Origin of the sequence: Oceanisphaera sp. IT1-181 (genome assembly GCF_033807535.1) — a bacterium.
Classification (GTDB): domain Bacteria; phylum Pseudomonadota; class Gammaproteobacteria; order Enterobacterales; family Aeromonadaceae; genus Oceanimonas.
The window spans coordinates 3,347,690-3,370,331 of the sequence record NZ_CP136856.1; the positions used below are offsets into that span (position 1 = coordinate 3,347,690).

General features: G+C 49.4%; 17 protein-coding genes. 10 read left to right on the forward strand and 7 right to left on the reverse strand.

All coding sequences use genetic code 11. The features are described from left to right. Positions 1 to 197 precede the first annotated feature (197 nt). Together R0134_RS14910 and prlC are read right to left on the reverse strand one after the other, a co-directional pair. Entirely contained in the window at positions 198 to 968 is a 771-nt protein-coding gene (locus R0134_RS14910) for a class I SAM-dependent methyltransferase (protein ID WP_319782734.1), read from the reverse strand. Between the two features lie 81 nt (positions 969 to 1,049). Next, positions 1,050 to 3,092, reverse strand: coding sequence for an oligopeptidase A (gene prlC, locus R0134_RS14915; RefSeq protein WP_319782735.1), 2,043 nt, complete (start codon positions 3,090 to 3,092; stop codon positions 1,050 to 1,052). Positions 3,093 to 3,332: 240 nt separating this feature from the next. Between prlC and gorA the strand changes: the two genes are divergently transcribed. Continuing rightward, positions 3,333 to 4,685 (forward strand): glutathione-disulfide reductase, encoded by a 1,353-nt coding sequence (gorA, locus tag R0134_RS14920; protein WP_319782736.1) that lies wholly within the window; start codon positions 3,333 to 3,335, stop codon positions 4,683 to 4,685. A 74-nt stretch (positions 4,686 to 4,759) separates the two neighbouring features. Here gorA and R0134_RS14925 read toward each other — a convergent pair whose 3' ends face one another. Next, positions 4,760 to 5,116, reverse strand: a complete 357-nt coding sequence (locus R0134_RS14925) for a hypothetical protein (RefSeq protein ID WP_319782737.1) — start codon at positions 5,114 to 5,116, stop codon at positions 4,760 to 4,762. Positions 5,117 to 5,368: 252 nt separating this feature from the next. Here R0134_RS14925 and R0134_RS14930 point away from each other — a divergent pair, with 252 nt between their 5' ends. Then, the gene (locus R0134_RS14930) at positions 5,369 to 6,796 is read left to right on the forward strand and encodes a DUF2868 domain-containing protein (protein ID WP_319782738.1); all 1,428 of its coding nucleotides are present in this window, start codon (positions 5,369 to 5,371) and stop codon (positions 6,794 to 6,796) included. Further along, complete coding sequence (locus R0134_RS14935) at positions 6,793 to 8,181, forward strand: DUF3482 domain-containing protein (protein ID WP_319782739.1); 1,389 nt, start codon at positions 6,793 to 6,795, stop codon at positions 8,179 to 8,181. The genes R0134_RS14930 and R0134_RS14935 overlap by 4 nt, the downstream gene beginning before the upstream one ends. 52 nt (positions 8,182 to 8,233) lie before the next feature. Here the strand turns inward: R0134_RS14935 and R0134_RS14940 are convergent, their stop codons facing one another. Both R0134_RS14940 and R0134_RS14945 read right to left on the reverse strand, forming a co-directional pair. After that, positions 8,234 to 9,598 (reverse strand): esterase-like activity of phytase family protein, encoded by a 1,365-nt coding sequence (locus R0134_RS14940; protein WP_319782740.1) that lies wholly within the window; start codon positions 9,596 to 9,598, stop codon positions 8,234 to 8,236. A gap of 777 nt (positions 9,599 to 10,375) precedes the next feature. Next, positions 10,376 to 10,777: a hypothetical protein gene (locus R0134_RS14945; RefSeq protein ID WP_319782741.1), complete on the reverse strand. Its 402-nt coding sequence runs from the start codon at positions 10,775 to 10,777 to the stop codon at positions 10,376 to 10,378. Positions 10,778 to 11,994: 1,217 nt separating this feature from the next. Here R0134_RS14945 and R0134_RS14950 point away from each other — a divergent pair. Next, positions 11,995 to 12,450, forward strand: coding sequence for a YbaK/EbsC family protein (locus R0134_RS14950; RefSeq protein WP_319782742.1), 456 nt, complete (start codon positions 11,995 to 11,997; stop codon positions 12,448 to 12,450). Between the two features lie 101 nt (positions 12,451 to 12,551). On the opposite strand, the gene R0134_RS14955 is transcribed toward R0134_RS14950, so the two are convergent. Continuing rightward, positions 12,552 to 13,034, reverse strand: coding sequence for a peptidylprolyl isomerase (locus R0134_RS14955; protein WP_319782743.1), 483 nt, complete (start codon positions 13,032 to 13,034; stop codon positions 12,552 to 12,554). 278 nt (positions 13,035 to 13,312) lie between these two features. Between R0134_RS14955 and phaR the strand changes: the two genes are divergently transcribed. Then, positions 13,313 to 13,888 carry a polyhydroxyalkanoate synthesis repressor PhaR gene (phaR, locus tag R0134_RS14960; RefSeq protein ID WP_319782744.1) on the forward strand — a complete coding sequence of 192 codons (576 nt, stop codon included), beginning with the start codon at positions 13,313 to 13,315 and terminating at the stop codon, positions 13,886 to 13,888. Between the two features lie 57 nt (positions 13,889 to 13,945). Here phaR and phaP read toward each other — a convergent pair whose 3' ends face one another. Beyond that, complete coding sequence (gene phaP / locus R0134_RS14965; protein ID WP_319782745.1) at positions 13,946 to 14,572, reverse strand: TIGR01841 family phasin; 627 nt, start codon at positions 14,570 to 14,572, stop codon at positions 13,946 to 13,948. A 1,066-nt stretch (positions 14,573 to 15,638) separates the two neighbouring features. On the opposite strand from phaP, the gene gcl reads away from it, so the two are divergent. The 5 genes from gcl to R0134_RS14990 all read left to right on the forward strand — a co-directional run bounded on the left by gcl (position 15,639) and on the right by R0134_RS14990 (position 22,625). Beyond that, positions 15,639 to 17,417, forward strand: coding sequence for a glyoxylate carboligase (gene gcl, locus R0134_RS14970; protein ID WP_319782746.1), 1,779 nt, complete (start codon positions 15,639 to 15,641; stop codon positions 17,415 to 17,417). A 67-nt stretch (positions 17,418 to 17,484) separates the two neighbouring features. After that, positions 17,485 to 18,270 (forward strand): hydroxypyruvate isomerase, encoded by a 786-nt coding sequence (gene hyi, locus R0134_RS14975; RefSeq protein WP_319782747.1) that lies wholly within the window; start codon positions 17,485 to 17,487, stop codon positions 18,268 to 18,270. 104 nt (positions 18,271 to 18,374) lie between these two features. Further along, positions 18,375 to 19,262: a 2-hydroxy-3-oxopropionate reductase gene (gene glxR / locus R0134_RS14980; protein WP_319782748.1), complete on the forward strand. Its 888-nt coding sequence runs from the start codon at positions 18,375 to 18,377 to the stop codon at positions 19,260 to 19,262. A gap of 581 nt (positions 19,263 to 19,843) precedes the next feature. Beyond that, the gene (locus R0134_RS14985; protein WP_319782749.1) at positions 19,844 to 21,298 is read left to right on the forward strand and encodes a YfcC family protein; all 1,455 of its coding nucleotides are present in this window, start codon (positions 19,844 to 19,846) and stop codon (positions 21,296 to 21,298) included. Between the two features lie 223 nt (positions 21,299 to 21,521). Continuing rightward, a complete protein-coding gene (locus tag R0134_RS14990; RefSeq protein WP_319782750.1) occupies positions 21,522 to 22,625 on the forward strand; it encodes a carboxynorspermidine decarboxylase in 1,104 nt (367 codons plus the stop codon). Positions 22,626 to 22,642: the final 17 nt, after the last annotated feature.

Consider the following 22,642-nt stretch of genomic DNA (forward strand, 5'->3'; position numbering starts at 1 on the left):
CTCTACCTTTACTTAAACTGTAAGCCTTAAACTCTGATCGTTGACTCGTTACATGACTTATTTTGCACACATTTATACTAGCAGCTTAAAAACGCCTGTTAACCCCTAGCAAGAAAATTGTGTGAACCTTCTGTCAGACTCGGCCGCAGCCTTGTCCCTAGGTTTCACCTCACGCCTTTCGCCTCACCCTTCACGACTTACAGCGCCTGCTTCACATATAAATCGAAACGATTATTTTTGGTTTCTATTTGTGCCGAGGGCGGCACTTCATTTAAGAAGCCCGCATAGCTGGGCCGCTTTACCACGACTCGGGCGCGCGCCAGCTGCAAAGCTTGTGGCAGCAAGGCATCTGCGTCTAAGTCTGGCCCCACCAGTGAGTGAAACACGCGCATTTCTTTTTTCACCAAGGCGGCTTTTTTCTTGTGCGGAAACATAGGATCTAAATAGACCACATCTATGTCTTCACCGGTCAGTTCACTAATATCTGCCAAACTGATGCCGAGCGGTAATAGCTGCATGCGCTCACTCACCCAGTCACCAATTTCGGCATCAAGGGCGGCGCGGCGCAAACCATCGGCCAAAAGCGCGTGCACCACCGGATGGCGTTCACACAACCATACTTTGCAACCCAGAGAGGCCAACACAAAAGCATCTCGGCCTAAGCCTGCCGTGCCATCCACCACCGTCGGATTATGGGCTTTTTTTAAGCCCACCGCTTTGGCAATCGATTGCCCGCGACCACCACCAAATTTGCGCCTATGGGCCGCTGCACCTTCGGCTAAGTCCACAAATACGCCGCCTAATTTTGGCTCATCGAGCTTTTGCAGCTCAAGGCGGCCTTGGGTTAACACCAAGGCAAAGGGGGCGATAGCGCTGACGCCCGCCAGCGCCTCAGTGAGCCGCTCGGCCTCGGCGCTTAAAGCGTCATCTTCTAAAACAATCTGCAGTGGGATCAAAGGTGCTGTCATTAGCCTTACCATTAAAAACGGCTGGCACTGGGCCAGCCGTAAGCTGTGTTACATATTAATATGTAAAATCAAATCGGCCTGTTAAGCCGTTATGCCAGAGTGACGCAATAAGGCATCAATTTTTGGCTCGCGGCCGCGGAACTGCTTAAACAACTCCATCGGCTCTTTAGATCCGCCCTGCTCTAAAATGGCGTGCAAGAAATCACGGCCCGTTTTAGCGCAGAAGATGCCTTCTTCTTCAAAGCGCGAGAAAGCATCGCTGGACAATACTTCGGCCCACTTATAGCTGTAATAACCTGCCGCGTAACCACCAGCAAAAATATGGGCAAAGCCATGCTGAAAACGGTTAAAGCTTGGCGGCGGCAACACGGCCACGGACTTGCGCACTTCGTCCAAAATCGCCTGCACTTGGCCGGGCTTGGCACCGTCTGCACTCATGTGCAGCTTAAAGTCGAACAAGGCGAACTCTAACTGGCGCAACATCATGAGCGCCGAATGGTAGTTACGGCCCGCCAACATACGCTCTAGCAAGTCTGCCGGCAGCGGCTCACCGGTTTCATAATGGCCGGAGATAAAGGCCAAGGCCTCTGGCTGCCAGCACCAGTTTTCTAAGAACTGGCTCGGCAACTCAACGGCATCCCACGGCACGCCATTAATACCGGCCACGCCCGCCACTTCGACTTTGGTCAACATATGGTGAATACCATGACCAAACTCGTGGAACAGGGTTTCTACTTCGCCATGGGTAAACAGCGCCGGCTTATCGCCCACTGGGCCGTTAAAGTTACAAGTCAGGTAGGCCACCGGCTTTTGCAGGCTGCCATCTTCACGATAACGGCGACCCATGCAGTCGTCCATCCAAGCGCCGCCCCGCTTATTGGCGCGGGCATATAAGTCTAAGTAGAAACTGCCGCGCAGTTCGCCATCTTCGCCGCAAATATCGAAGAAGCGTACATCCGGGTGCCACACTTCTACGCCAAAGCGCTCGGTGACTTTCACGCCAAATAAACGTTTTACGGTTTCAAACAGGCCATGAATAACCTTGTTGGCCGGGAAGTACGGACGCAGCTCTTCATCAGAAATGGTGTATTTATGTTGTTTAAGTTTTTCGCCGTAATAAGTCACGTCCCAAGCATTCAGCTTATCTATGCCGTGATGCTCGCGGGCAAACTCGGTTAGCTCCGCTAAATCCGCCTGACCTTGCGGGTAAGAACGCGCGGCCAGTTGGTCTAAAAAGTCCAACACCTGTTGCTCGCTCTCGGCCATTTTGGTGGACAGCGATAATTGCGCGTAGTTTTCAAAACCCAGCAGCTCGGCTAATTCGTGCTTCAGCGCCAGCGTTTCTTCAATCACTTGGGTGTTATCAAACTCACCCGCATTTGGGCCTTGGTCTGAGGCACGGGTACTGTAAGCGCGATATAGCTCTTCACGCAAACTGGCATCGTCTGCATACATCATCACCGGCAGATAAGACGGAATATCCAGCGTAAACAGCCAGCCATCCAGCTCACGGGCTTCGGCTTGTGCCTTGGCAGCGGCTTGAGCCGACTCGGGCAAACCGGCCAACTGAGCGGCATCGGTAATCTGTTTGGTCCACGCTTGAGTGGCGTCTAACACTTGGTTAGAAAAACGCGAGCCTAAGTCAGACAAGCGAGATTTTATCTCACCAAAGCGCTGCTTTTGTGCCGACTCTAAGGCAATGCCCGATAAGCGAAAGTCACGCAGCGTGTTATTCACTTCTTTTTGCTGGGCCAAGCTTAATTTTTTAAAGTTATCGCGTTTGGCAAGGCTTTGGTACGCCTCAAACAAGCCTTGGTGTTGGCCCATCCAGGTGCTGTATTCCGATAACAAGGGCAAGCACTCTTCATAGGCAACGCGCAGTTCATCACTGTTTAACACGCTGTTTAAATGACTGGCCGGTGACCAAATGCGCGACAAGCGATCGCCCACTTCTTCTAATGGCGCGACTAGGTTATCCCAAGTGAAATTTTCATCATGCGCTAACACAGTTTCTACGCGCTTTTTGCAGTCGACAATAGCGTGCTCTAGCGCGGGCTTGATGTGCTCTGGCTTGATCTGGCTGAACGGCGGTAAGCCATCCATGGTCAGTAGCGGATTAGTCATTTGGGTACCTCTTGGTGTTTTGGCCATCGACTTGCTTAAAAGCAATCGAGGAATACCTCTAAGATGGTGATGCTGAGACCAATGTTCAAGCTTTTACTGGCCATAAAGGCTAAATTTCGCCGATAACGCTCAGATAGTGAGCATATTATTAGGCAAGTCTTAGTGTACAATCGGTGATGGCTTAGGCTGGTTCTCATTCTTGCCTCAGGTTTTCTTATCTTCTCTGTTAGGAGCATATACATGGCACAGCATTTTGATTACATCGCCATCGGTGGCGGTAGCGGCGGCATCGCCTCAGCAAACCGCGCCGCCATGCACGGTAAAAAAGTAGCCTTAATTGAAGCCAAAGACTTAGGCGGCACTTGCGTAAACGTGGGTTGCGTACCGAAAAAAGTCATGTGGTATGGCGCCCAAGTCGCCGATGCCATTAAGTTATATGCCAAGGATTATGGCTTTGAAATCGATCTTAAAGGCCACAGCTGGACCAAGCTGGTTGAAAGCCGCCAAGCCTATATTGGCCGTATTCATGACTCTTACGACCGCGTATTAGGCAATAACAAGATCACCGTGATCAAAGGCTTCGCCAGCTTTAAAGATGCCAACACAGTGGTCGTCAACGGTGAAGAATACACTGCCGATCACATTACTATCGCCACCGGTGGCGAGCCGGTTATCCCACAGATCCCGGGTGCCGAGCACGGCATTAACTCGGACGGTTTCTTTGCGCTAACCGAACAGCCAAAGCGCGTTGCGGTAGTGGGCGCCGGTTATATTGCGGTAGAGCTGGCCGGTGTAATGAATGCGCTGGGTTCAGAAACTCATTTATTAGTGCGCAAACACGCACCGCTGCGCGAGTTCGACCCCATTTTGGTTGAGACCTTGGTCGAAGCCATGGCCACCGAAGGTCCGAAACTGCACACGCAATCGACACCTAAAAGCGTTGAAAAGAATAGCGATGGCAGCTTAACGCTGCACTTAGAAAACGGCGAACGCATCACCGTTGATTGCCTGATCTGGGCCATTGGCCGTCGCCCGCTGACTGCTCAGCTGAACTTAGCCGCCGCTGGCGTAGAAACCGATGAGCGTGGCTACATCAAGGTCGATGAATATCAAAACACCAGCGCCAAAGGCGTGTACGCGGTGGGCGATAACATCGGTTATGTAGAGCTGACGCCGGTAGCCGTTAAGGCGGGTCGTTTATTGTCTGAGCGTTTATTCAATGGCCAAACCAAGGCCAAAATGGACTACAGCTTGATCCCAACCGTGGTATTTAGTCACCCGCCCATTGGCACGCTGGGTTTAACTGAGCCAGAAGCTAAAAAGCAATATGGCGACGACCAAGTGAAGGTTTACACCTCTACCTTTACCTCCATGTACACCGCCGTTACTGCGCACCGCCAGCCTTGTAAGATGAAGTTGGTCTGTGTGGGCGATAACGAAAAAGTAGTAGGCGTGCACGGCATCGGTTTTGGTATGGACGAAATCCTGCAAGGCTTCGCGGTCGCCGTGAAAATGGGCGCCACCAAAGAAGACTTCGACGCCTGTGTAGCGATACATCCTACGGGCGCTGAGGAATTCGTGACCATGCGCTAAGTCGTTAACAAGTAACGAGTTATAGCAAAAGGCCGAGCAATAGCTCGGCCTTTTTGTTGGTACACTAGTGCGGCTTAGCGCACTACTTTCCACTCGCCTGCTTTGTTTTTCTTAAAGCTAAATTCTTGCATATTGGTTTGTTGCATACCCATCACGGTAATAGTGGCTTCAACGGTACAGTTGTAAATATCGTTGGCTGCCTCTTCACAGCCTTGAGGCGTAATATTGTCAATTTTTGGCATCATGCCATCCATAGCGCCATCAAGGCCGACCCCTTTTAGGCCACCGGTAACTTGATCCATATCGCTTTGGATCTGCTCTTCCAGCGCCTTGCGCACTTCTGCATCTGAAGGCGCGCCACCGCACGCGGTCAGCACCGCCGCCAAACCAAAAACTAATCCGAGTTTGGTCACGCTTTTAACTGCTTTCATAATTATCCCTATATAGGCGCTTAAGCGTCCTGATGAAATCCATTAAACAACCAGCAAAAATATCGGTGTGTCATGGTATTGAGCAAAGGCAAAGAGCATAGGCACTTCATCACATGCATTCAACAGTTTGCCGCTCACGCAAGCGGCCGAGCACCCTGAACCTTGAGTCTTTAAGAATTTGCGCGCCATAGCGTTATTCACGCTCTATTCTCAGGCACAATAGGATTATTACCGCAATTCTTTGGAATGCTTGTGACTGATCAAAATTCAAACTTACAAACACTCTGGCTCTGCGAGACCGTACGACTGCGCGAAGAGCACACCGGCCAGTTGGAAGACAGCGAGGCTTGTCGCAAAGCCCGAGCCACTGAAGGTTCACTTAGCCAACGCTTGCAGGTGCGCGGCTTATTTTTAGCTAAGCGCGATGGCCTAGTTGCGGCACTGCAGCACTGGCTGCAAGGTGCCAAGCTGGCTTTATGGCTGCTGATTTTCAGCGCTATTTTATCGGGTGTAGTGTTAGCGAAAACCGCGCTCAGCGGTAACCCAGAGGCGATTAATATCTTTTGGGCTTTGTCCGGTTTAATCGGCTTAAACCTACTCAGCTTATTGGCTTGGTGTATCAGCCTAATTTTTGCTAAACAAAGCAGCTCACCGCTTAGCCACGCTTGGCTGTGGCTCAGTAATAAACTGGCGCGCGATGCCAAGGCGGCCCAGTTAGCCCCGGCATTATTAGTATTATTACAACGCCATAATCTATTACGCTGGGGCTTAGGCCGCTTGTTGCACGGCTGGTGGCTGATCACCTTAAGCAGCGCCCTATTCAGCTTAATTGCGCTGTTGGCCACCCGCAGATATGGCTTTGTGTGGGAGTCAACCATAGTGGCCAGCGACTCCTTTGTGATGCTGGTTAATCTATTGGGCCAGCCCGCGGCTTGGCTCGGTTTTGCGCTACCTAACAGTGAACTTATTCAACAAAGCGGCCTGCACGCTTTAGCCAGTGAACAAGCAAGACAAATGTGGGCCAGCTGGTTACTGGGCATGCTGTTAATTTACGGCGTGCTGCCGCGCCTCGCCTTTAGCTTATTGTGCGAATGGCGCTGGCGCCGTGGCGTTAAGCGCTTAGCATTCAATGCGGATGATGAAGTGTGGCAGCCGTTACATGAGCGCGTGCAACCCAGCAGCGAGCGCTTAGGCGTAGTAGATGCGGCACCCTCAGCGCTGCCCAGCACCACGGCAGGCTCACAATTAGCGGGGCACGACGCCGTGTTAGTTGCCATTGAACTGGATGACAGTATTAGCTGGCCGCCTGAACATTTAAAATCAGATCATCCTCAACATCTATTAGATGCTGGAGTGATAGATACCCGCGAGCAGCGCCGCCAACTGCTTGAGCAACTGAGCGCTCACCCGCCGGCACGGCTGCTGATCACCTGTAATCCGCAGCGCTCGGCAGATAGAGGCACCTTACATTTAATTGCCGAGCTATCACGCACGGCGTCAGCAACTCGGGTTTGGCTACTGGACATTGACGCGCCTGCTGAGCGGCTAGAAAACTGGCAACAACAGTTGGATGCATTAAAGATTGAACATAGCCGCACCGCCCCTTGGGCTTGGCTAGAACAAAAACTAGAGCAAGAGCGGGATCAAGAGTTAGAGCCAAAGGCGGGAGCAAGCGAATGACCAAGCAAACAGCACCCTTAACACTGGCGGTAGTTGGCCACACCAATGTGGGCAAAACCTCATTACTGCGCACCCTAACTCGGGACGTAGGCTTTGGCGCTATCTCCCATCGCCCCAGCACCACCCAGCACGTAGAAGGCGCACGCTTGTCGGTCGATGGCGAGGCGCTAATTGAACTTTACGACACGCCAGGCTTTGAAGATGCGATTGCGCTCTATGAATATATTGAGCAACTGCCCCAATTGGAGCAACGCCTAGATGGCCCAGAACAAGTGGAGCGCTTTTTAAATACCAGCGAAGCCCGCCAGCGCTTTGAGCAAGAAGCCAAAGTGTTACGTCAGCTCTTAAAATCCGATGCCGGCTTTTATGTAATTGATGCCCGCGAGCCAGTACTGGCTAAATATCGAGATGAACTGGCGATTTTAGCCATGTGCGGTAAACCCTTATTGCCGGTCTTAAATTTTGTAAACGCGCCTGAGCAACGCGAAGCCGCATGGCGCGAAGTACTGGCCCGCCTTGGCCTACACGCCGTAGTACGTTTCGACAGCGTGGCCCCGCCTGCCGATGGCGAGCAACGGCTTTATGAAAATTTAAGCTTGGTGCTGGATAGCCAACGCCCACGTTTACAGCGCTTAATTGACCATAACCAAGCCCAAGTAAAAGTGCGCCGCAAAGCCAGCCAACGCCTGATTGCCGAACTATTAGTAGACGTAGCTGCCGCACGGCGCAGCGTGCACCCAGACTTATTAGAAGAAGCCATTCAACAGCTACATAAAGATGTTCGCCAGCGTGAGCAACAATGCGTAGAAGCGTTATTAAAGCTGTATGCGTTTCGTAAAGACGATGCCGAGGCCCAAGATTTACCGCTAGAAGAAGGCCGCTGGGGCGAGGATTTATTTAACCCCGCCACCATGAAGCAGCTCGGCGTAAAAGTCGGCGGCGGCATGGCAGCCGGTGCCGCCACCGGTGCCGGCATAGACCTGTTTACCGGCGGGCTAAGCCTAGGTGCCGCCACCGTACTGGGCGCCGCCATCGGTGGCTTTACCCAAACCTTTCGTAACTACGGCGAGCGCATTAAAGGCAAATGGCGCGGCGAGCGCGAGCTCACGGTGAATGACGCCACACTGCGCCTCTTGGCCATTCGCCAACAGCGCTTACTTAATGCCCTAGAGCTACGGGGCCACGCCGCACAAGATCGCATTCAAATGGACACGCCATTAGAGCAGCAATGGCGCAAAGGCGAACTGGCTGAGCCGTTAATCACCGCCCGCGCCTACCCCGCATGGTCGAGTCTAAATGGCCGCAAGCCTAAGCTCGACCATGAGCGCACCAGCGAGATTGAAAGCCTGGCAGCGAGCTTGGCGAGACAAGACGCGAGTGATTAAATAGGAAAAGCAGTGGGTAAAAGACCGAGCAACTGCTCGGCCTTGGCTTTTTCTATTTGGCTTTCAGAAAGTCGGCTACTTCGAGCAGTATGAATTCGTTATCAGCGGCGGTATTCAACTGCCGACCGGTAGAGCCCGGCAAATTGTTGTCGTTGGCCACCATGATATGCCGATCATCTACCTTTACGACGTTTTCGATGGTAAAGAAGGGAAAGGTAAAAAGAGCACTCAAGTCTCGATTGGCTTGAGTATCTAACCGATTTTTATGATCGGGGTCAGCAATAGCCATGAGATCGATGTAACCCAGACGCTCGGCCCGACCCTGCTCGTCTAGATTAGATATATCGATCAGCACCACTCGCTTGTGTCTAGCAGGATGAGGGAAGCAATCGGGCTGGGCTTCGCCTTGACAGGCAAGGCTGGGGTCGCCTTCACCGTTGTCGCGTTCGATGACCAGTGCACGGTGGTTATCGATGAAGTTGAAGTCTCCAATGGCGGTGGCACCTTCTGCCAGCGGAAAACGGAAGCTGTCTCCGGTCCATTTTCCTTCTGTTGGATCGAATGCCATAACTTCGAGATCTCGGCCTAAAGGCTGCCCGTTAGTATCGAGTAGTGGCTTTTCTAGCATAGCCCACAGCAGCCCAGTGTCGGGTTGCAGCGCCAGACCTTCAAAGCCGCCGGAACGAGACACTTGCCAATCGCTGCCGACATTACTAAGGGCGTCTACGCCTGGGCTGTCAGGACTTTTCAATATGTTGCCATTCAGCAGAGAGGGATATACCTCACGCACGGTACCGTCCAGTCCGGCACGGATCAAATAGGGACCGAACTCTTCACCGATCCATATTTCTCCGTTAACGAGCTGAATGCTTTCAGGATCGAAATCTGCACCTGTCAGATAACGGGATTCGGTAGCTTCATAGGCGATACGAAAGGGAACCTTGAAGTCGGGATCTCGTAGAAAGAAAGTCTCTTTCACATCCACCTTTCCGGTATCGAAGTTCGGTGCCATAAGGTGGAAAAATAGTAACGCATCCGGACTGTTGGCCTTGGTACCAAAGCCGTTATCTGTCAATACATAAAAGGCTCCGTCTGGTCCTCTATCCATGGCGAATCCAGAAAACCCTTGCAATGGCTGACCAATAAAAGGACTAGCCAGCTCAGTATTACGCTTGCCGTGCAGGGCACCGGTGTTACCCAGACGACTCATGGCGCTATGGTTACGTTTGGCATCGATAAATTTACCGCTCAACCAAGCGTCTTGCGGAGCATCGGCTGGCGGTGTAATCAGTGAAAGGGCCGGTAGCCAGGCATGGCCAGCTAAGGTTGCGGTATATGCTTTTTCTTCTGCCTGAATTGCACCACTCAGGCCAAGTGTAGCCAGCAATAATGCTGTGGAAATGGGAGTTATTTTCATTTTATCTCCAGATGAAGTTGGAAAATCAAACTCATTGAAGCGTTAATTCAATACATACTGATGACAACCTAGTGACGATGCTATGATGCCCGCACTACTCTCTCTAACAAACAACCCATATTAGTTGATCACTGACTCGTTAACTGAGCCGATACATAACGACACCCGTCAACGGGAGTAACGCTGTGTTGAGGCATTAAAGCCGACAGCCGCATAGCGACCCGAGCCTACCCGCATGGTCGAGCTTAAATGGTCGCAAGCCCCACCAAGATCACGAGCGCACCAGCGCTATGAAAGCTTGGCAGCTAGTTTAGCTCGGCAAGATAACCGTGCTTAACGGATTTAAAAAAGCGTAGTAACTAACAAAAAGGCCGAGCAGCAGCTCGGCCTTTTTATGGATTAAAGGGATTAAATAACGGTTTTATTTGGGTTCTGCGGTAAAGGTCGGACGAAGGCCTGCTCCGGTGCCGCCTGTTGGTACCATCTGCGGGCAACTCGCTATTCCAATTTTTAACCGGAGCTACCTATGACAATGAGGCTTCATATGAGCGTCAACTTGATATGGCATCACAGGGGTCAGGTCTTTCTTTTCCCCCTGCCTCCCAATTAAAGTGTTTTGCTGCAGAAGGCAACAAGCAAGACTTGCCCCCAAATAACCCTTACCACAACGGACGAATGGGATGATTACTCATTCGAAATCAGAGAATGGCTACAGGATAAAGTCGCACCACTACTCGAGAATTAAAGTGACGCTGCATAACAGGCAAAATCAGGGTGTTACTCTGTAGGAATTGGGAAAAGTAGGAAGTCAAATTCTTTCTCATTGACCCTTGGTTCATGAATAACATAACCGCCCTCGGCAATATTCATCTTTGTGAGATCAGCCGCACCAAACTCAATACGATCTTTCGGCTTGTTCATATTAGGCCTACGAACTTTGAGTTGACCATTTTCGTTAACCTTAATTGCGACAGCCCCATTTGCACTATCAAAAAATAGATCTGCTCTCATACCTGCTACGTAATCTAGGCCTAATTTTTCCATTATTTCAATGCCAGAACGCCCTATCCTAAGTTTTGCTTGTGTCACCTCACCTTTCTCATTTTTGTAAGCACGAAAACTAGCATGAGCCCCTAGAGGAGACTTGCGAGCGGAAGCGAGAAATTTAACAAAAGCCATAAAACACACCTCAATATAAAATTGAAAGGATCATTGATCAATGAAACAAAAATGTCAACAAACACTTTGTGCAGAACTTTAAGTTATAAAATGCTGAATTTTAAGAGAAACACAAGGTGGGAAAGGAGAGCAAGAATAACAAGGAGAACTAGGAGAGCTAGGAGAGCTAGGAGAACTAGGAGAACTAGGAGAACTAGGAGAACTAGGAGAGCTAGGAGAGTAAAGAGAACAAGAATCACAGGGTTAGGTCTTTTGCCTAGTCGAATATGAAAAAATGAGGGCATGTTCAAAAGGGATGCCTGCTTTATTGGGGGAAGATCACTAGCTTCGCTTGGCGGCTTAGCTCACCTCTAAGCATTCGCGTTAAACGATCCTAGCCGAGCATTTACTCGGCTTTTTTGTTTGTGCTTCCCACCGATAATATCATACCGATGAGAGAGGCTGCTGGGATAACCTCAGCCGACCATCATATGCCAGGGATCTCATGTGTGAGCCCAGATGGGGCTAGCTTGTTTCGCCGTGACGAACTGTTTTAGCCTAATCGAACATCCAGTGAATGTTCGCAGTAGGCTAAAACTGTGAGTGTCATATCCCACGGCGTGTCGGAGGAGGTTACCCAGTTGCCTATTTATACGCGCACAATCGCGAACGAATGCAGCAATAAAAAGGCCGAGCATCAGCTCGGCCTTTAGTTTTTAGATCTCACCGGCAACACCATATCGACGAGAGAGGCAGCAGGGATTGCTGGAGCCGACCGTCAAATGCCAGGGACGGCATTTGCCGAGCGCCGCATGGATGCGGGTTAAGCGCGTCGGCGTAAGCAACCCTGCTGCCTCTTTATACACTCCGAGCTACAGAATTCAGTGCACAAAAAGGCCGAGCATCAGCTCAGCCTTTATTTTTAGATACGCACCAAGCCAAAAACAGTGTCTGCCTTTAGCTTGTTTAGTCGTAACTATTCAGCTTGTTTTTAGAAAATAAATACATATAAAACAAATAGTTAAATTTTTAACGCTATAGGAAATGCTGAATTCGACTCATTTTCATACATTACGGAACGCAAAACACACAATATGTAGTGTTTCTTTAGCTCTTAACCACTATGGGTATATGCTGAATAGTTACGTTTAGTCTTTTTCTTCCAGCTTAAAGCTTACCGCTTCCGGCTGGGATCCTATACTTCAACTGATGTTCCGTATCAGTTAGGAGAACTTGTTATGCCGGCCAAACGACTACAACAATACCTAGATCAACAGGGGGTCAAATATCGGGTGATTACCCACTCGCCGGCTTTTACCGCACAAGATGTGGCCGAAGTCGCCCATATACCGGGCAGCGTAATGGCCAAAGTAGTGATCGTGACCCTAGATGGCCAGATGACCATGATCCTGGTTCCCGCCCCCAAAATGATCCATACCGACACCCTCGCCCAAGCCCTGTCGGCGCAGAAAGTGACCCTTCTGCATGAACACGACTTTCGCGAGAAGTTTCCCGACTGCCAAGTCGGTGCTCTGCCTCCCTTTGGCAACCTCTATCAAATGCCGGTCTATATCGACACCGAACTCGCTCACCAGAAAGAAATCGTCTTTAGTGCCGGTAGCTACCGTGAACTGTTTAGCCTGCCCATAAAAGACTACCTAAAACTGGTTCAGCCCAAACAGTTTGCCGACTAGCCCAGGCGTGTGCCGCACCCAACAAAAAGCCGAGCATCAGCTCGGCTTTTTTAATCTTTAACTTACAGCGTAAAGCGTACCGCTTACAGCTTTGCTCAAGTTTAGTGGTGATGGCCACCTTCGCCGTGGGCGTGACCGTGGGCAATTTCTTCTTCGGTTGCGGCACGTACGCTGACTACTTCTAGATCAAAAATCAGGGTTAAGCCGGCTAATGGATGGTTCATGTCTACGTCTGCCATAAACTTACCTACTTTAGCTACTGTGACCTGACGCTCTCCTTGTTCAGTATGAACCGTGGCCATCATGCCCGCTTTCCAATTTTTGGCACCGTATAAATGCTTAACCGGTACGCGCTGGATTAGGTCGTCTTTACGCTCGCCGTAGGCATCTTCTGGTGCCAAGGTGATGCTAAAGCTGTCGCCTTCGTTCTTACCCGTTAACGCTGCTTCTATGCCTTCCAACATACCTTTATGACCATGCAAATAGGCCAGCGGCGTGTTGCCGACGTTGGTGTCCAACGTATCACCTTCTTCGCTTTTTAAGGTGTAGTTAAACTGTACGACTGTGTTGTCTGCAACTTGCATCGGAGATCTCATTAGTTAGGTAATAAATTTAGGCCGAAATAGTAACAGATGGCAAAGCACGATTCACGACCAAGGCGTTGCCGTGATGAGTAATGTGTAAAAAGTGCAGCGGACAAACCAAAGAAAGATACGAGTGCGAGGCTCATTAAGTTTTGCTGCGCAAAACCGGCCGACAGAAGTGGCCTCAACAAAAGATGATGCTGCGCACACCAAATTGAGCACTTTCTGCCTTTAAGATACACTGCTTGTCACAATGGTTAGTTAAGAAGCTGGGTCGTATGTCAAATTCGCAGGACAATGTCCGTATTATCAAGAAATATCCTAATCGTCGCCTGTATGACAGCTACACCAGTAGTCATGTCACTTTGGTGGACATTCGCCGACTCGTGCAAGAGCAAGAACCTTTTCAAGTGGTGGACGCCAAAAGCGGTGAGGACATTACCCGCAGTATTTTGCTGCAGATCATTCAAGAAGCCGAGAGTGATGGCAATCCGATTTTTTCTAGCACCATGCTAAAAAACATCATCTGCTTTTATGGCCCTTTTCAAGGTGTGCTGGGCAGCTACTTGGACGAAAGCATTCAGTCAGTGATCGACATTCAATCACAAACCGGCTCTCAGTCTTCACAAGCCTGGACCGAATTTATGCAAGGCCAAGCGCCCATCATGCAAGATATGATGCGCCAATACGTTGAGCAGTCGCGCGACTTATATATGAACACCCAAAACATGTTTGGTCTGTTTGGCGGCTTTGCGGGCAGTAATGACGCCAGTAAGAAGTCTGACTCTAGCTCAGATACGGCTTCTGCTTCTAAACCAGAAAATTCAGATCCAAAAAAAGGCGATAAGGAGTAATCCTTATCGCCTAAGCAGTTACCGCTATTACTGAAGATTAATAGCGGAGATTATTAGTTACTTTGTAGTGGCGTTACGTGCGCCTTTAGTTTGCTGCTCTGCTGCTGCTTTAGCAGTAGCAAGATTCTTTTCAGTAGCTTGAGCTACTTCACGAGCGGCTTTCTCAGACTGCTCAGTTGCCTGCTTTACTGCGTTTTCAGCAATAGTAGCGGCTTCTTTAGATGCAGTTTGTGCTTGGCCAAATACTTGGTTGGCGTTAGCTACGGCTGATTTTAACGCCGTTACTGCTTGCTCGCTGCCTGCTGGTGCTTGACCGACCAACTTCTCAACTGCTTCATTGATCTGCTCATTACCTTTAGCAACTTGCTGGTCAGCAAACTGGCTTACTTGCTGCTGGCTGTCAGTTAATACTGCCAACACTTCGCGGTTGAAGTTCAGTTGCTGGTCTAAAACAGCAGTAGGGCTCAGGAATTCGTTTTGCAGTTCAGCAAAATCTTTGATGTCGCGTACTGCGAACAATTTGTTAGCAAACGCAAATTGGCTGCTTACTAACTGAGTGAATGCATCTTGCTGCAGCTTGCCCAGTTTAGTGGCGTTAGCAATTAAGTGGTTGGTTAAGTTCTGTGCTACTTGCAAATTTTCTTGTGAGGTGGCTTGCAGCTGTTCAGTGTTGAATAAAGACATTGGGTATCTCCTAAAGAATTGGGGGGCTTAATTGCCTGATACGCCTGTAAGAAAACTTCATCACTTACTTTCTTAGCTTAAGGCGTGGAGTTATTGTGCACCGCACAAAAAGGATTGGCAAGTATTCTTTTGTGCGCTGCACAAAAAAGGTGTGCCCGACTATCAACCGTAAGCGTTGAACCCCCGCAGACTCTTAACTTACTACTGTTAAGTTCCGCCTTTATGTCGGCGCCCTACTCTATGTATCTATGTAAAGAGTATTGGGTAAAGAGTATTAGGCGCGGTTTCGCCTACGACAAAATGCGAGAGCAAGCGTTCGCCTACACAAAAGCGAGTGAAGGGTGAGGTGTAAAGTGTGGAGGGAACAAACATAGGCCAAAGTAAACTCCTGATGTATCTCAAAGAAACAACAAGGTGCGATGTTCTGATTTCTCGCCCGCTTCACTCTTCCCGCTTTACCCTTCACGGTGTCAAAGCCGCCTACCTTCCTGCTACGCAAGGCTCGCAGCTTAAGCGCGAGACAATATAAGCGTCTATTCTGATCGCTGACGGCTGAAAACTAGCAGCAGTCCAAAGAACCAAGGTTAGCAGTAAGTAGATAAAGCGCTAACGAACTATAAAATTTAATGAGTAAATTGTTCACACAGTTGTAATCAAAAACAGTAGAGAATGTTTATTTCGTCATATTATTGCTATGATATGTGACGTAGGTTTTGTTTACCCTCTGTTTAAGTGCTCAATTTGTGATCCTCCTCAGCGCTATCGGCACTAGCTGGTAACGTAAAAGTGCGACCTTATTGATGTAAGACAGACCGAGTCACAAGACGCTGCTATAGAATCAACAGAATGGTCATGCAAACTGTGCTGATTTACCCCTTGGACGTTTTAGCAATTCCACATGGTAAAAATGATTTCCATAAATTAGTTGATCGTCACAGTATTTTTTGTATGATCACGATATGAGTTACTGAGCTATCAACCGTTCTCACCAGACGGAGCCAGTAATCATTACCCTTGGATAAACAACAATGGTGCCGAGAGCACCTCAGATGAATGGATACCGATTATGGCTAAAATGAAAGCAATCGAGGCAGTTGCCAAAATCCTTGAGCTTGAAGGTGTAACTAAAGCCTTTGGCGTTCCCGGCGCCGCAATTAACCCTTTCTACGCAGCACTGCGTGGCTTAGGTTCAATTGAACACGTACTGGCTCGCCACGTTGAAGGCGCGTCACACATGGCTGAAGGCTACACTCGTGCAAACCCAGGCAATATCGGCCTGTGTATTGGTACTTCTGGCCCTGCCGGTACCGATATGATCACCGGTTTGTACTCAGCGATGGCTGACTCGATTCCAATTTTGTGCATCACTGGCCAAGCGCCACGTGCTCGCATGCACAAAGAAGACTTCCAAGCTGTAGACATTGAGTCTATCGCTAAGCCAGTAACTAAGTGGGCTATCTGCGTAATGGAACCCGCTCAGTTGATCGGTACTTTCCAGCAGGCATTCCACATCATGCGTTCTGGTCGTCCTGGCCCAGTTCTTATCGACATGCCGTTCGACGTACAGATGGCTGAGATTGAATTTGACGCTGAAGCATACGTACCCATGATCCCGTACAAGCCAGCTGCTACTCGTATCCAAATCGAGAAAGCGCTGACCATGCTGAACGAGTCTGACAAGCCGCTGTTGGTATCTGGTGGTGGTGTTATCAACGCCAACGCAGACAAGCAACTGACTGAGTTTGCTGAACTGGTAAACGTTCCAGTAATTCCTACTTTGATGGGTTGGGGCACTATTCCTGACGACCACGAGTTGATGGCGGGTATGTGTGGTCTGCAGACTTCACACCGTTACGGCAACGCTACTATGCTGGCATCTGACTTCGTGTTGGGTATCGGTAACCGCTTTGCTAACCGTCACACCGGTTCGGTTGAGGTTTACACCAAGGGCCGTAAGTTCGTCCACGTAGACATTGAGCCTACGCAGATTGGTCGCGTATTCTGCCCAGATCTGGGTATCGTATCTTGCGCCGGCGCTGCTTTGGATCTGTTCTTAGAAGTTGCTAAAGAATGGAAAGCGGCAGGCAAGCTGAAAGATCGTTCTGCTTGGGTTGCTGAGTGTAAAGCACGCAAGAGCACCATGCAGCGCAAGACCAACTTCGACAACGTTCCAGTTAAACCACAGCGTGTTTACCAGGAAATGAACAAAGTCTTTGGCCGCGATACTACTTATGTATCCACCATTGGTTTGTCACAGATTGCTGCGGCTCAGTTCCTGCACGTATACAGCGCACGTAACTGGATCAACTGTGGTCAGGCTGGCCCTCTGGGTTGGACTATTCCTGCTGCTCTGGGTGTGGTTGCTGCAGATAAGTCTCGCAACGTGGTAGCTATCTCTGGTGACTACGACTTCCAGTTCATGATCGAAGAATTGGCCGTTGGCGCGCAGTTTAAACTGCCGTACATCCACGTACTGGTAAACAACTCTTATCTGGGTCTGATCCGTCAGGCACAGCGTGGCTTCGACATGGACTTCTGTGTTCAGTTGTCTTTCGAAAACATCAACTCTCCTGAGCTGGGCGAGTACGGTGTTGACCACGTTAAGGTTGTTGAAGGTCTGGGCTGTAAAGCAATCCGTGTTTACAAGCCAGAAGAAATCGCTCCTGCACTGGAAGAAGCCAAGAAGTTGATGGCTCAGTACTCTGTACCAGTAGTAGTTGAAGTGATCCTTGAGCGTGTAACCAACGTTTCTATGGGCGTTGAAATTGACGCAGTTAACGAGTTTGAAGAATTAGCAGAAAAAGGCATCGATGCCCCTACTGCGACTATCTCTCTGCTTGATTAATTAATACCTTAAAGCCCAGCCACTCGGCTGGGCTTATTTTTGCCCCCTATTAATGAAGGACATTGTTATGCCTAAATTAGCTGCCAACTTGTCTATGCTGTTTACCGAAGTGGCCTTTATGGACCGCTTTGAAGCCGCCGCTAAGGCTGGCTTTAAGGGTGTAGAATATCTGTTCCCTTATGCTGAAACTGCACAAGACATCAAAGCCAAACTTGATGCCAATGGTCTGACTCAGGTGTTGTTTAACCTACCAGCCGGTAACTGGGACGGCGGCGAGCGCGGCATTGCTTGCCATCCTGACCGTGTTGAAGAGTTTCAAGCCGGTGTTGATAAGGCGATTGAATACGCCAAAGTGCTGGGCAACACCCAGATCAACTGTTTGGCCGGTATTCAGCAAGCGGGTGTATCTTACGACCAAGCTGAAGCGACCTTTGTTGCTAACCTGAAATTTGCTGCTGACAAATTGGAAGCAGCCGGTATCAAGTTGGTAATGGAAGCGATTAACACTATCGATATTCCAGGCTTCTTCTTGAACACCACCACCCAAGCACAGTCTATCCGCGAAAAAGTGGGTAGCGCTAACCTGTATCTGCAGTATGACATTTACCACATGCAGATCATGGAAGGCGACTTGGCTCGTACTATTAAAAACAACTTGGGCAACATCAACCACGTACAGTTGGCTGATAACCCAGGTCGTAACGAGCCAGGCACCGGTGAGATCAACTACGAGTTCTTGTTTAAATACTTGGACGAAGTAGGCTACGACGGTTGGATTGGCTGCGAATATAAGCCAGCTACCACCACCGAAGCCGGTCTGACTTGGTTGAAGAACTACGCCAGCCTGAACTAAATTTTGACTGTGCTGCACTGCGGCATGGCAATTCTTAAAGGTATGAAACGCCGCAGCTTATTGCGCGGCGTTGACTAACCCCACAAGTTAACAAGGAATTTACGATGAAAATAGGTTTTATTGGTACCGGTATCATGGGCAAGCCCATGGCGGTGAACCTGCAAAAAGCAGGTTACACACTGTATTTCTCTGAGCACTTCAACAAGGCTCCTGCCGATTTGTTGGGTGACAAAGGTATTGCTTTAGCAACACCTAAAGCGGTTGCAGAAGCTGCAGACGTTATCATCACCATGGTGCCAGATACCCCACAGGTTGAAGACGTACTGTTTGGTGAGAACGGCGTAGCCGAAGGTCTGTCTGCTGGCAAAATCGTAGTAGACATGTCTTCTATCTCTCCGATTGCTACCAAAGTTATCGCTAAGCGCGTTAACGAAACGGGTGCCGACTACTTAGACGCTCCAGTATCTGGCGGCGAAGTGGGTGCGATCAACGCAACGCTGACCATCATGGTTGGTGGCGAGCAGTCAGTATTCGATAAGATCAATCCTTTGTTCGAAATCATGGGTAAGAACATTACTCTGGTAGGCGGTAACGGTGACGGTCAGACTACTAAAGTAGCGAACCAAATCATTGTTGCACTGAACATTGAAGCCGTTGCAGAAGCCTTGGTATTCGCTTCTAAAGCCGGCGCCGATCCTGCCAAGGTGCGTGAAGCACTGATGGGCGGTTTCGCTTCTTCTAAGATTTTAGAAGTGCACGGCGAGCGTATGGTTAAGGGTACTTTTGAACCTGGTTTCCGTATCGCTTTACACCAGAAAGACCTGAACTTGGCTCTGACTGGCGCACGTGAACTGGGTGTTTCTCTGCCTAACACTGCTGGCGCACAAGAGTTGTTCAACACTTGTAACGCTTTGGGCGGTGCTGGTTGGGACCACTCTGGTTTGATCAAGGCGCTTGAGCACTTGGCAAACCACAACATTCGCGGCGAGTGATTTCGCTGTCTGTCCGCAAACCTTAGGTGAGCGGGCAATTAAGAATCGGGGCAGGCAAAGATAAGTACGAGCTTTCACTCAGGGGGCTTTGTGTAAGATCTTAATTATCGCTGTGCTGCCCCACCTTCTTAAAGCTAGAAGCATCAAAGCACAGCGCTCAGCTGTTAGTTAACATATTCTCACCTCGTATTACCCTCATTATAATCCAGCTTTATTCCTGCTCCACCTCTCCAGTAACACCAAGATTCAAACAGAACCTCGATTTAATACTCCCCCCAATCCGCTGTATACCTGGCATTAACGACAAAAATGTTTGTTATTTAAATGTTTACGCCCTTTTTCCTCTTTCATAGATCTCCCTCTAATACCACTGCTCACATTCAGATATACAAACTTGGTTACAAATCACAAAGAAAAGTTACCAACCTATGGATACTTTGTTAACAAAGTAGTATTAATACTCGCGAGTCCGCGAGCAAGTTTTCTATGTACGCTGATGAATGAGTTAAGGATGATGATTTTTAGCAGCCTTCTTAACGTTAAACAGGTTTACTACTGCGCTTAATGCAGGGAAAAATACTATGACAACACCCACTTCTCAGATAGACCAGCAGCCGCAAAAAACCGGCACCAAGAGTAAAAAATCGTTCGAGATGCCACATATTTATGTCATCTTATTTGTGTTTAGCGCAATCGCTGCTGTCTTAACCTATATCGTACCTGCGGGCCAGTATGAGCGCGTACCAGGACCCAACGGCCGTACCACTATCGATCCCAACTCTTATCAGGTGATCGAATCTACCCCTGTCGGACTGGTCGACTTTATGACATCCATTCCCAAGGGATTGATCGATGCGGGCGCGGTGGTATTCTTCACCTTTATGATCGGCGGCATGTTTATGGTGCTGCGCCGCACCGGCATCATAGAAATTGGCGTCGATAAGCTCACCCGCCGCTTTGCCAGCAACACCATAGTGATTATTCCGGTATTGATGACCACGTTCGCGGTGATCGCCACGCTTATCGGCACCCAAGAGCTCGCCTTAGTCTATGTGCCCGTTATCCTGCCGTTGATGATAGCGCTGCGCTTTGACTCAATCACCGCAGCCGGTGTCGCACTCGTTGCTACTACAGCAGGCTTTACCACCGGTATACTTAATCCCATTAATACTGGGTTAGGCCAACAGCTCGCTGACCTGCCTGTTTACTCAGGTATGCTATTACGCGCCGTGGCTTTTGTTCTTATCTTGCTGGTCGGTATCTTCTATGTCACCCGCTATGCGCTCAAGGTACGCAATAATCCAGCACTGAGTCTGATGGGCGACGATGCCAAGGAACAAACAAAACGTGACCGTTACCTGCACAGTGCCAGCGAGCAGTCACTCACCGCCACCACTCGTCAGAAATGGGCTTCTTTGGCCGCTCTCAGCTTCTTTGGTCTGCTAGTATGGGGAGTCATGACACGCGGCTGGTTTATGATGGAAATGGCCGGTCTCTTTATCATCATGGGTGTGGTTGTAGGCCTGATTGCCGGTCTTAAAACTGAAGATATCTGTGATGGATTTAATGAGGGATTTAGAGACGTATTAGTCGGCGCCATGATTTGTGGCATCGCTCGGGCAATAGCTGTGGTGTTAGAAGATGGCCAGATCATGGATACCTTGGTTTATAGCTTAGGTAACTTAGTGGGTGGCTTTCCGGCTATGTTCTCTGCTATTGGTATGTTCTTCGCCCAGCTTGGCTTAAATTTTGTCATTCCTTCGGGCAGCGGCCAAGCCCTAGTCACTATGCCAATCATGGCCCCGTTATCGGATCTAGTGGGTGTAACTCGCCAGACTGCAGTACTGGCGTTCCAGTTAGGCGACGGACTTGGAAATATTTTATATCCAACCTCCGGTTACTTTATGGCAACTCTAGCTCTGGCCGGCGTGTCATGGAATAAATGGGTAAAGTTCTTTTTACCGCTGTTCGCAGTCTGGATTATGATTTCTATGGGCTTTCTGATTTTTGCTCAAGTCACCCAATGGGTTGGCTAACAATTCCAGCTCTTATCTAGGCCTCCTACGGGAGGCCTTTTTCGTTATTCCTACCTGATAAACCACAACAAATTCGCCCATAAGTCGACAGTACAAATCGACGCCAAAGGTCATAGCGGCGATTTCGCTCGAAGCAGCTCACCATTTCTACTATAATCATGCGCTTCAAATTTCCCCGCGCTCCGGCCGGGTGGGTAAACGCAGTCAAGAGGGTATGACCTAGTTGATAAAAACGCCGTACTATCTCATCGATAAAGCCGCACTTTTGCGCAATATGGAAAAGATCGCCTATGTGCGTGAGCATTCCGGCGCCAAAGCACTGTTGGCCTTAAAATGCTTTGCTACCTGGTCGGTGTTCGACTTAATGAGCCAATACATGGACGGGACTACCTCGTCTTCGCTCAATGAAGTCAAACTCGGCAAGCTAAAATTTCCCGGTGAAACCCATGCCTATAGCGTGGCCTACTCCGACGACGAAATTGCAGAAGTTCTGGCCCACAGCGATAAAATTATTTTTAACTCTATTGGCCAGCTCACCCGCTTTGCCGATGAGTCTGCCAATCATGTGCGCGGTTTACGTTTAAACCCCGGTGTGTCTAGCTCCGCCTTTTTAATTGCCGACCCTTCTCGCCCCTACAGCCGTTTAGGCGAGTGGAACGCGGACGAAATTAGCCCAGTGCTGGAGCAAATCTCAGGTTTTATGATCCACAACAACTGCGAGAACAATGATTTTTCCTTGTTCGATCATATGTTAAGCGACATAGAAGCTAAGTTTGGTGACTTGCTCAAGCATCCTAATATCACTTGGGTGAGCTTAGGCGGCGGCATTCACTTTACCGGCGAGGGTTATCCGCTTGATCACTTCTGCGCCCGCCTTAAGGCCTTTAGTGAATGCTACGGCGTGCAAGTTTACTTAGAGCCCGGTGAAGCCTCCATTACCCAGACCACCTCACTGGAAGTCACGGTATTGGATACCCTCTATAATGGTAAACAGTTGGCCATCGTCGACAGCTCCATTGAAGCGCACATGCTGGATCTGCTGATTTATCGCGAGACCGCAAAAATGGCGCCCAATAACGGCACCCATGAATACATGATCTGCGGCAAATCCTGTTTGGCCGGCGATATTTTTGGTGAGTTTAACTTTGAGCAGCCGCTTAAAGTAGGTGATCGACTGTCGTTTATCGACGCGGCCGGCTACACCATGGTGAAGAAAAACTGGTTTAATGGCGTCAATATGCCCGCCATTGCTATACGTCAGCTCGACGGACAAGTTGAGTTGGTTAAGGAGTTCGGTTTCAACGACTTTGTGAACAGCCTCTCCTGAGGCATGAATCAACTATA

Bases quoted from the DNA above. Each gene is read 5' to 3' on its own strand.
- R0134_RS14910 (WP_319782734.1), bottom strand. From the start codon at position 968: ATGACAGCACCTTTGATCCCACTGCAGATTGTTTTAGAAGATGACGCT.
- prlC (WP_319782735.1), bottom strand. From the start codon at position 3,092: ATGACTAATCCGCTACTGACCATGGATGGCTTACCGCCGTTCAGCCAG.
- gorA (WP_319782736.1), top strand. From the start codon at position 3,333: ATGGCACAGCATTTTGATTACATCGCCATCGGTGGCGGTAGCGGCGGC.
- R0134_RS14925 (WP_319782737.1), bottom strand. From the start codon at position 5,116: ATGAAAGCAGTTAAAAGCGTGACCAAACTCGGATTAGTTTTTGGTTTG.
- R0134_RS14935 (WP_319782739.1), top strand. From the start codon at position 6,793: ATGACCAAGCAAACAGCACCCTTAACACTGGCGGTAGTTGGCCACACC.
- R0134_RS14940 (WP_319782740.1), bottom strand. From the start codon at position 9,598: ATGAAAATAACTCCCATTTCCACAGCATTATTGCTGGCTACACTTGGC.
- R0134_RS14945 (WP_319782741.1), bottom strand. From the start codon at position 10,777: ATGGCTTTTGTTAAATTTCTCGCTTCCGCTCGCAAGTCTCCTCTAGGG.
- R0134_RS14950 (WP_319782742.1), top strand. From the start codon at position 11,995: ATGCCGGCCAAACGACTACAACAATACCTAGATCAACAGGGGGTCAAA.
- R0134_RS14955 (WP_319782743.1), bottom strand. From the start codon at position 13,034: ATGCAAGTTGCAGACAACACAGTCGTACAGTTTAACTACACCTTAAAA.
- phaR (WP_319782744.1), top strand. From the start codon at position 13,313: ATGTCAAATTCGCAGGACAATGTCCGTATTATCAAGAAATATCCTAAT.
- phaP (WP_319782745.1), bottom strand. From the start codon at position 14,572: ATGTCTTTATTCAACACTGAACAGCTGCAAGCCACCTCACAAGAAAAT.
- gcl (WP_319782746.1), top strand. From the start codon at position 15,639: ATGGCTAAAATGAAAGCAATCGAGGCAGTTGCCAAAATCCTTGAGCTT.
- hyi (WP_319782747.1), top strand. From the start codon at position 17,485: ATGCCTAAATTAGCTGCCAACTTGTCTATGCTGTTTACCGAAGTGGCC.
- glxR (WP_319782748.1), top strand. From the start codon at position 18,375: ATGAAAATAGGTTTTATTGGTACCGGTATCATGGGCAAGCCCATGGCG.
- R0134_RS14985 (WP_319782749.1), top strand. From the start codon at position 19,844: ATGACAACACCCACTTCTCAGATAGACCAGCAGCCGCAAAAAACCGGC.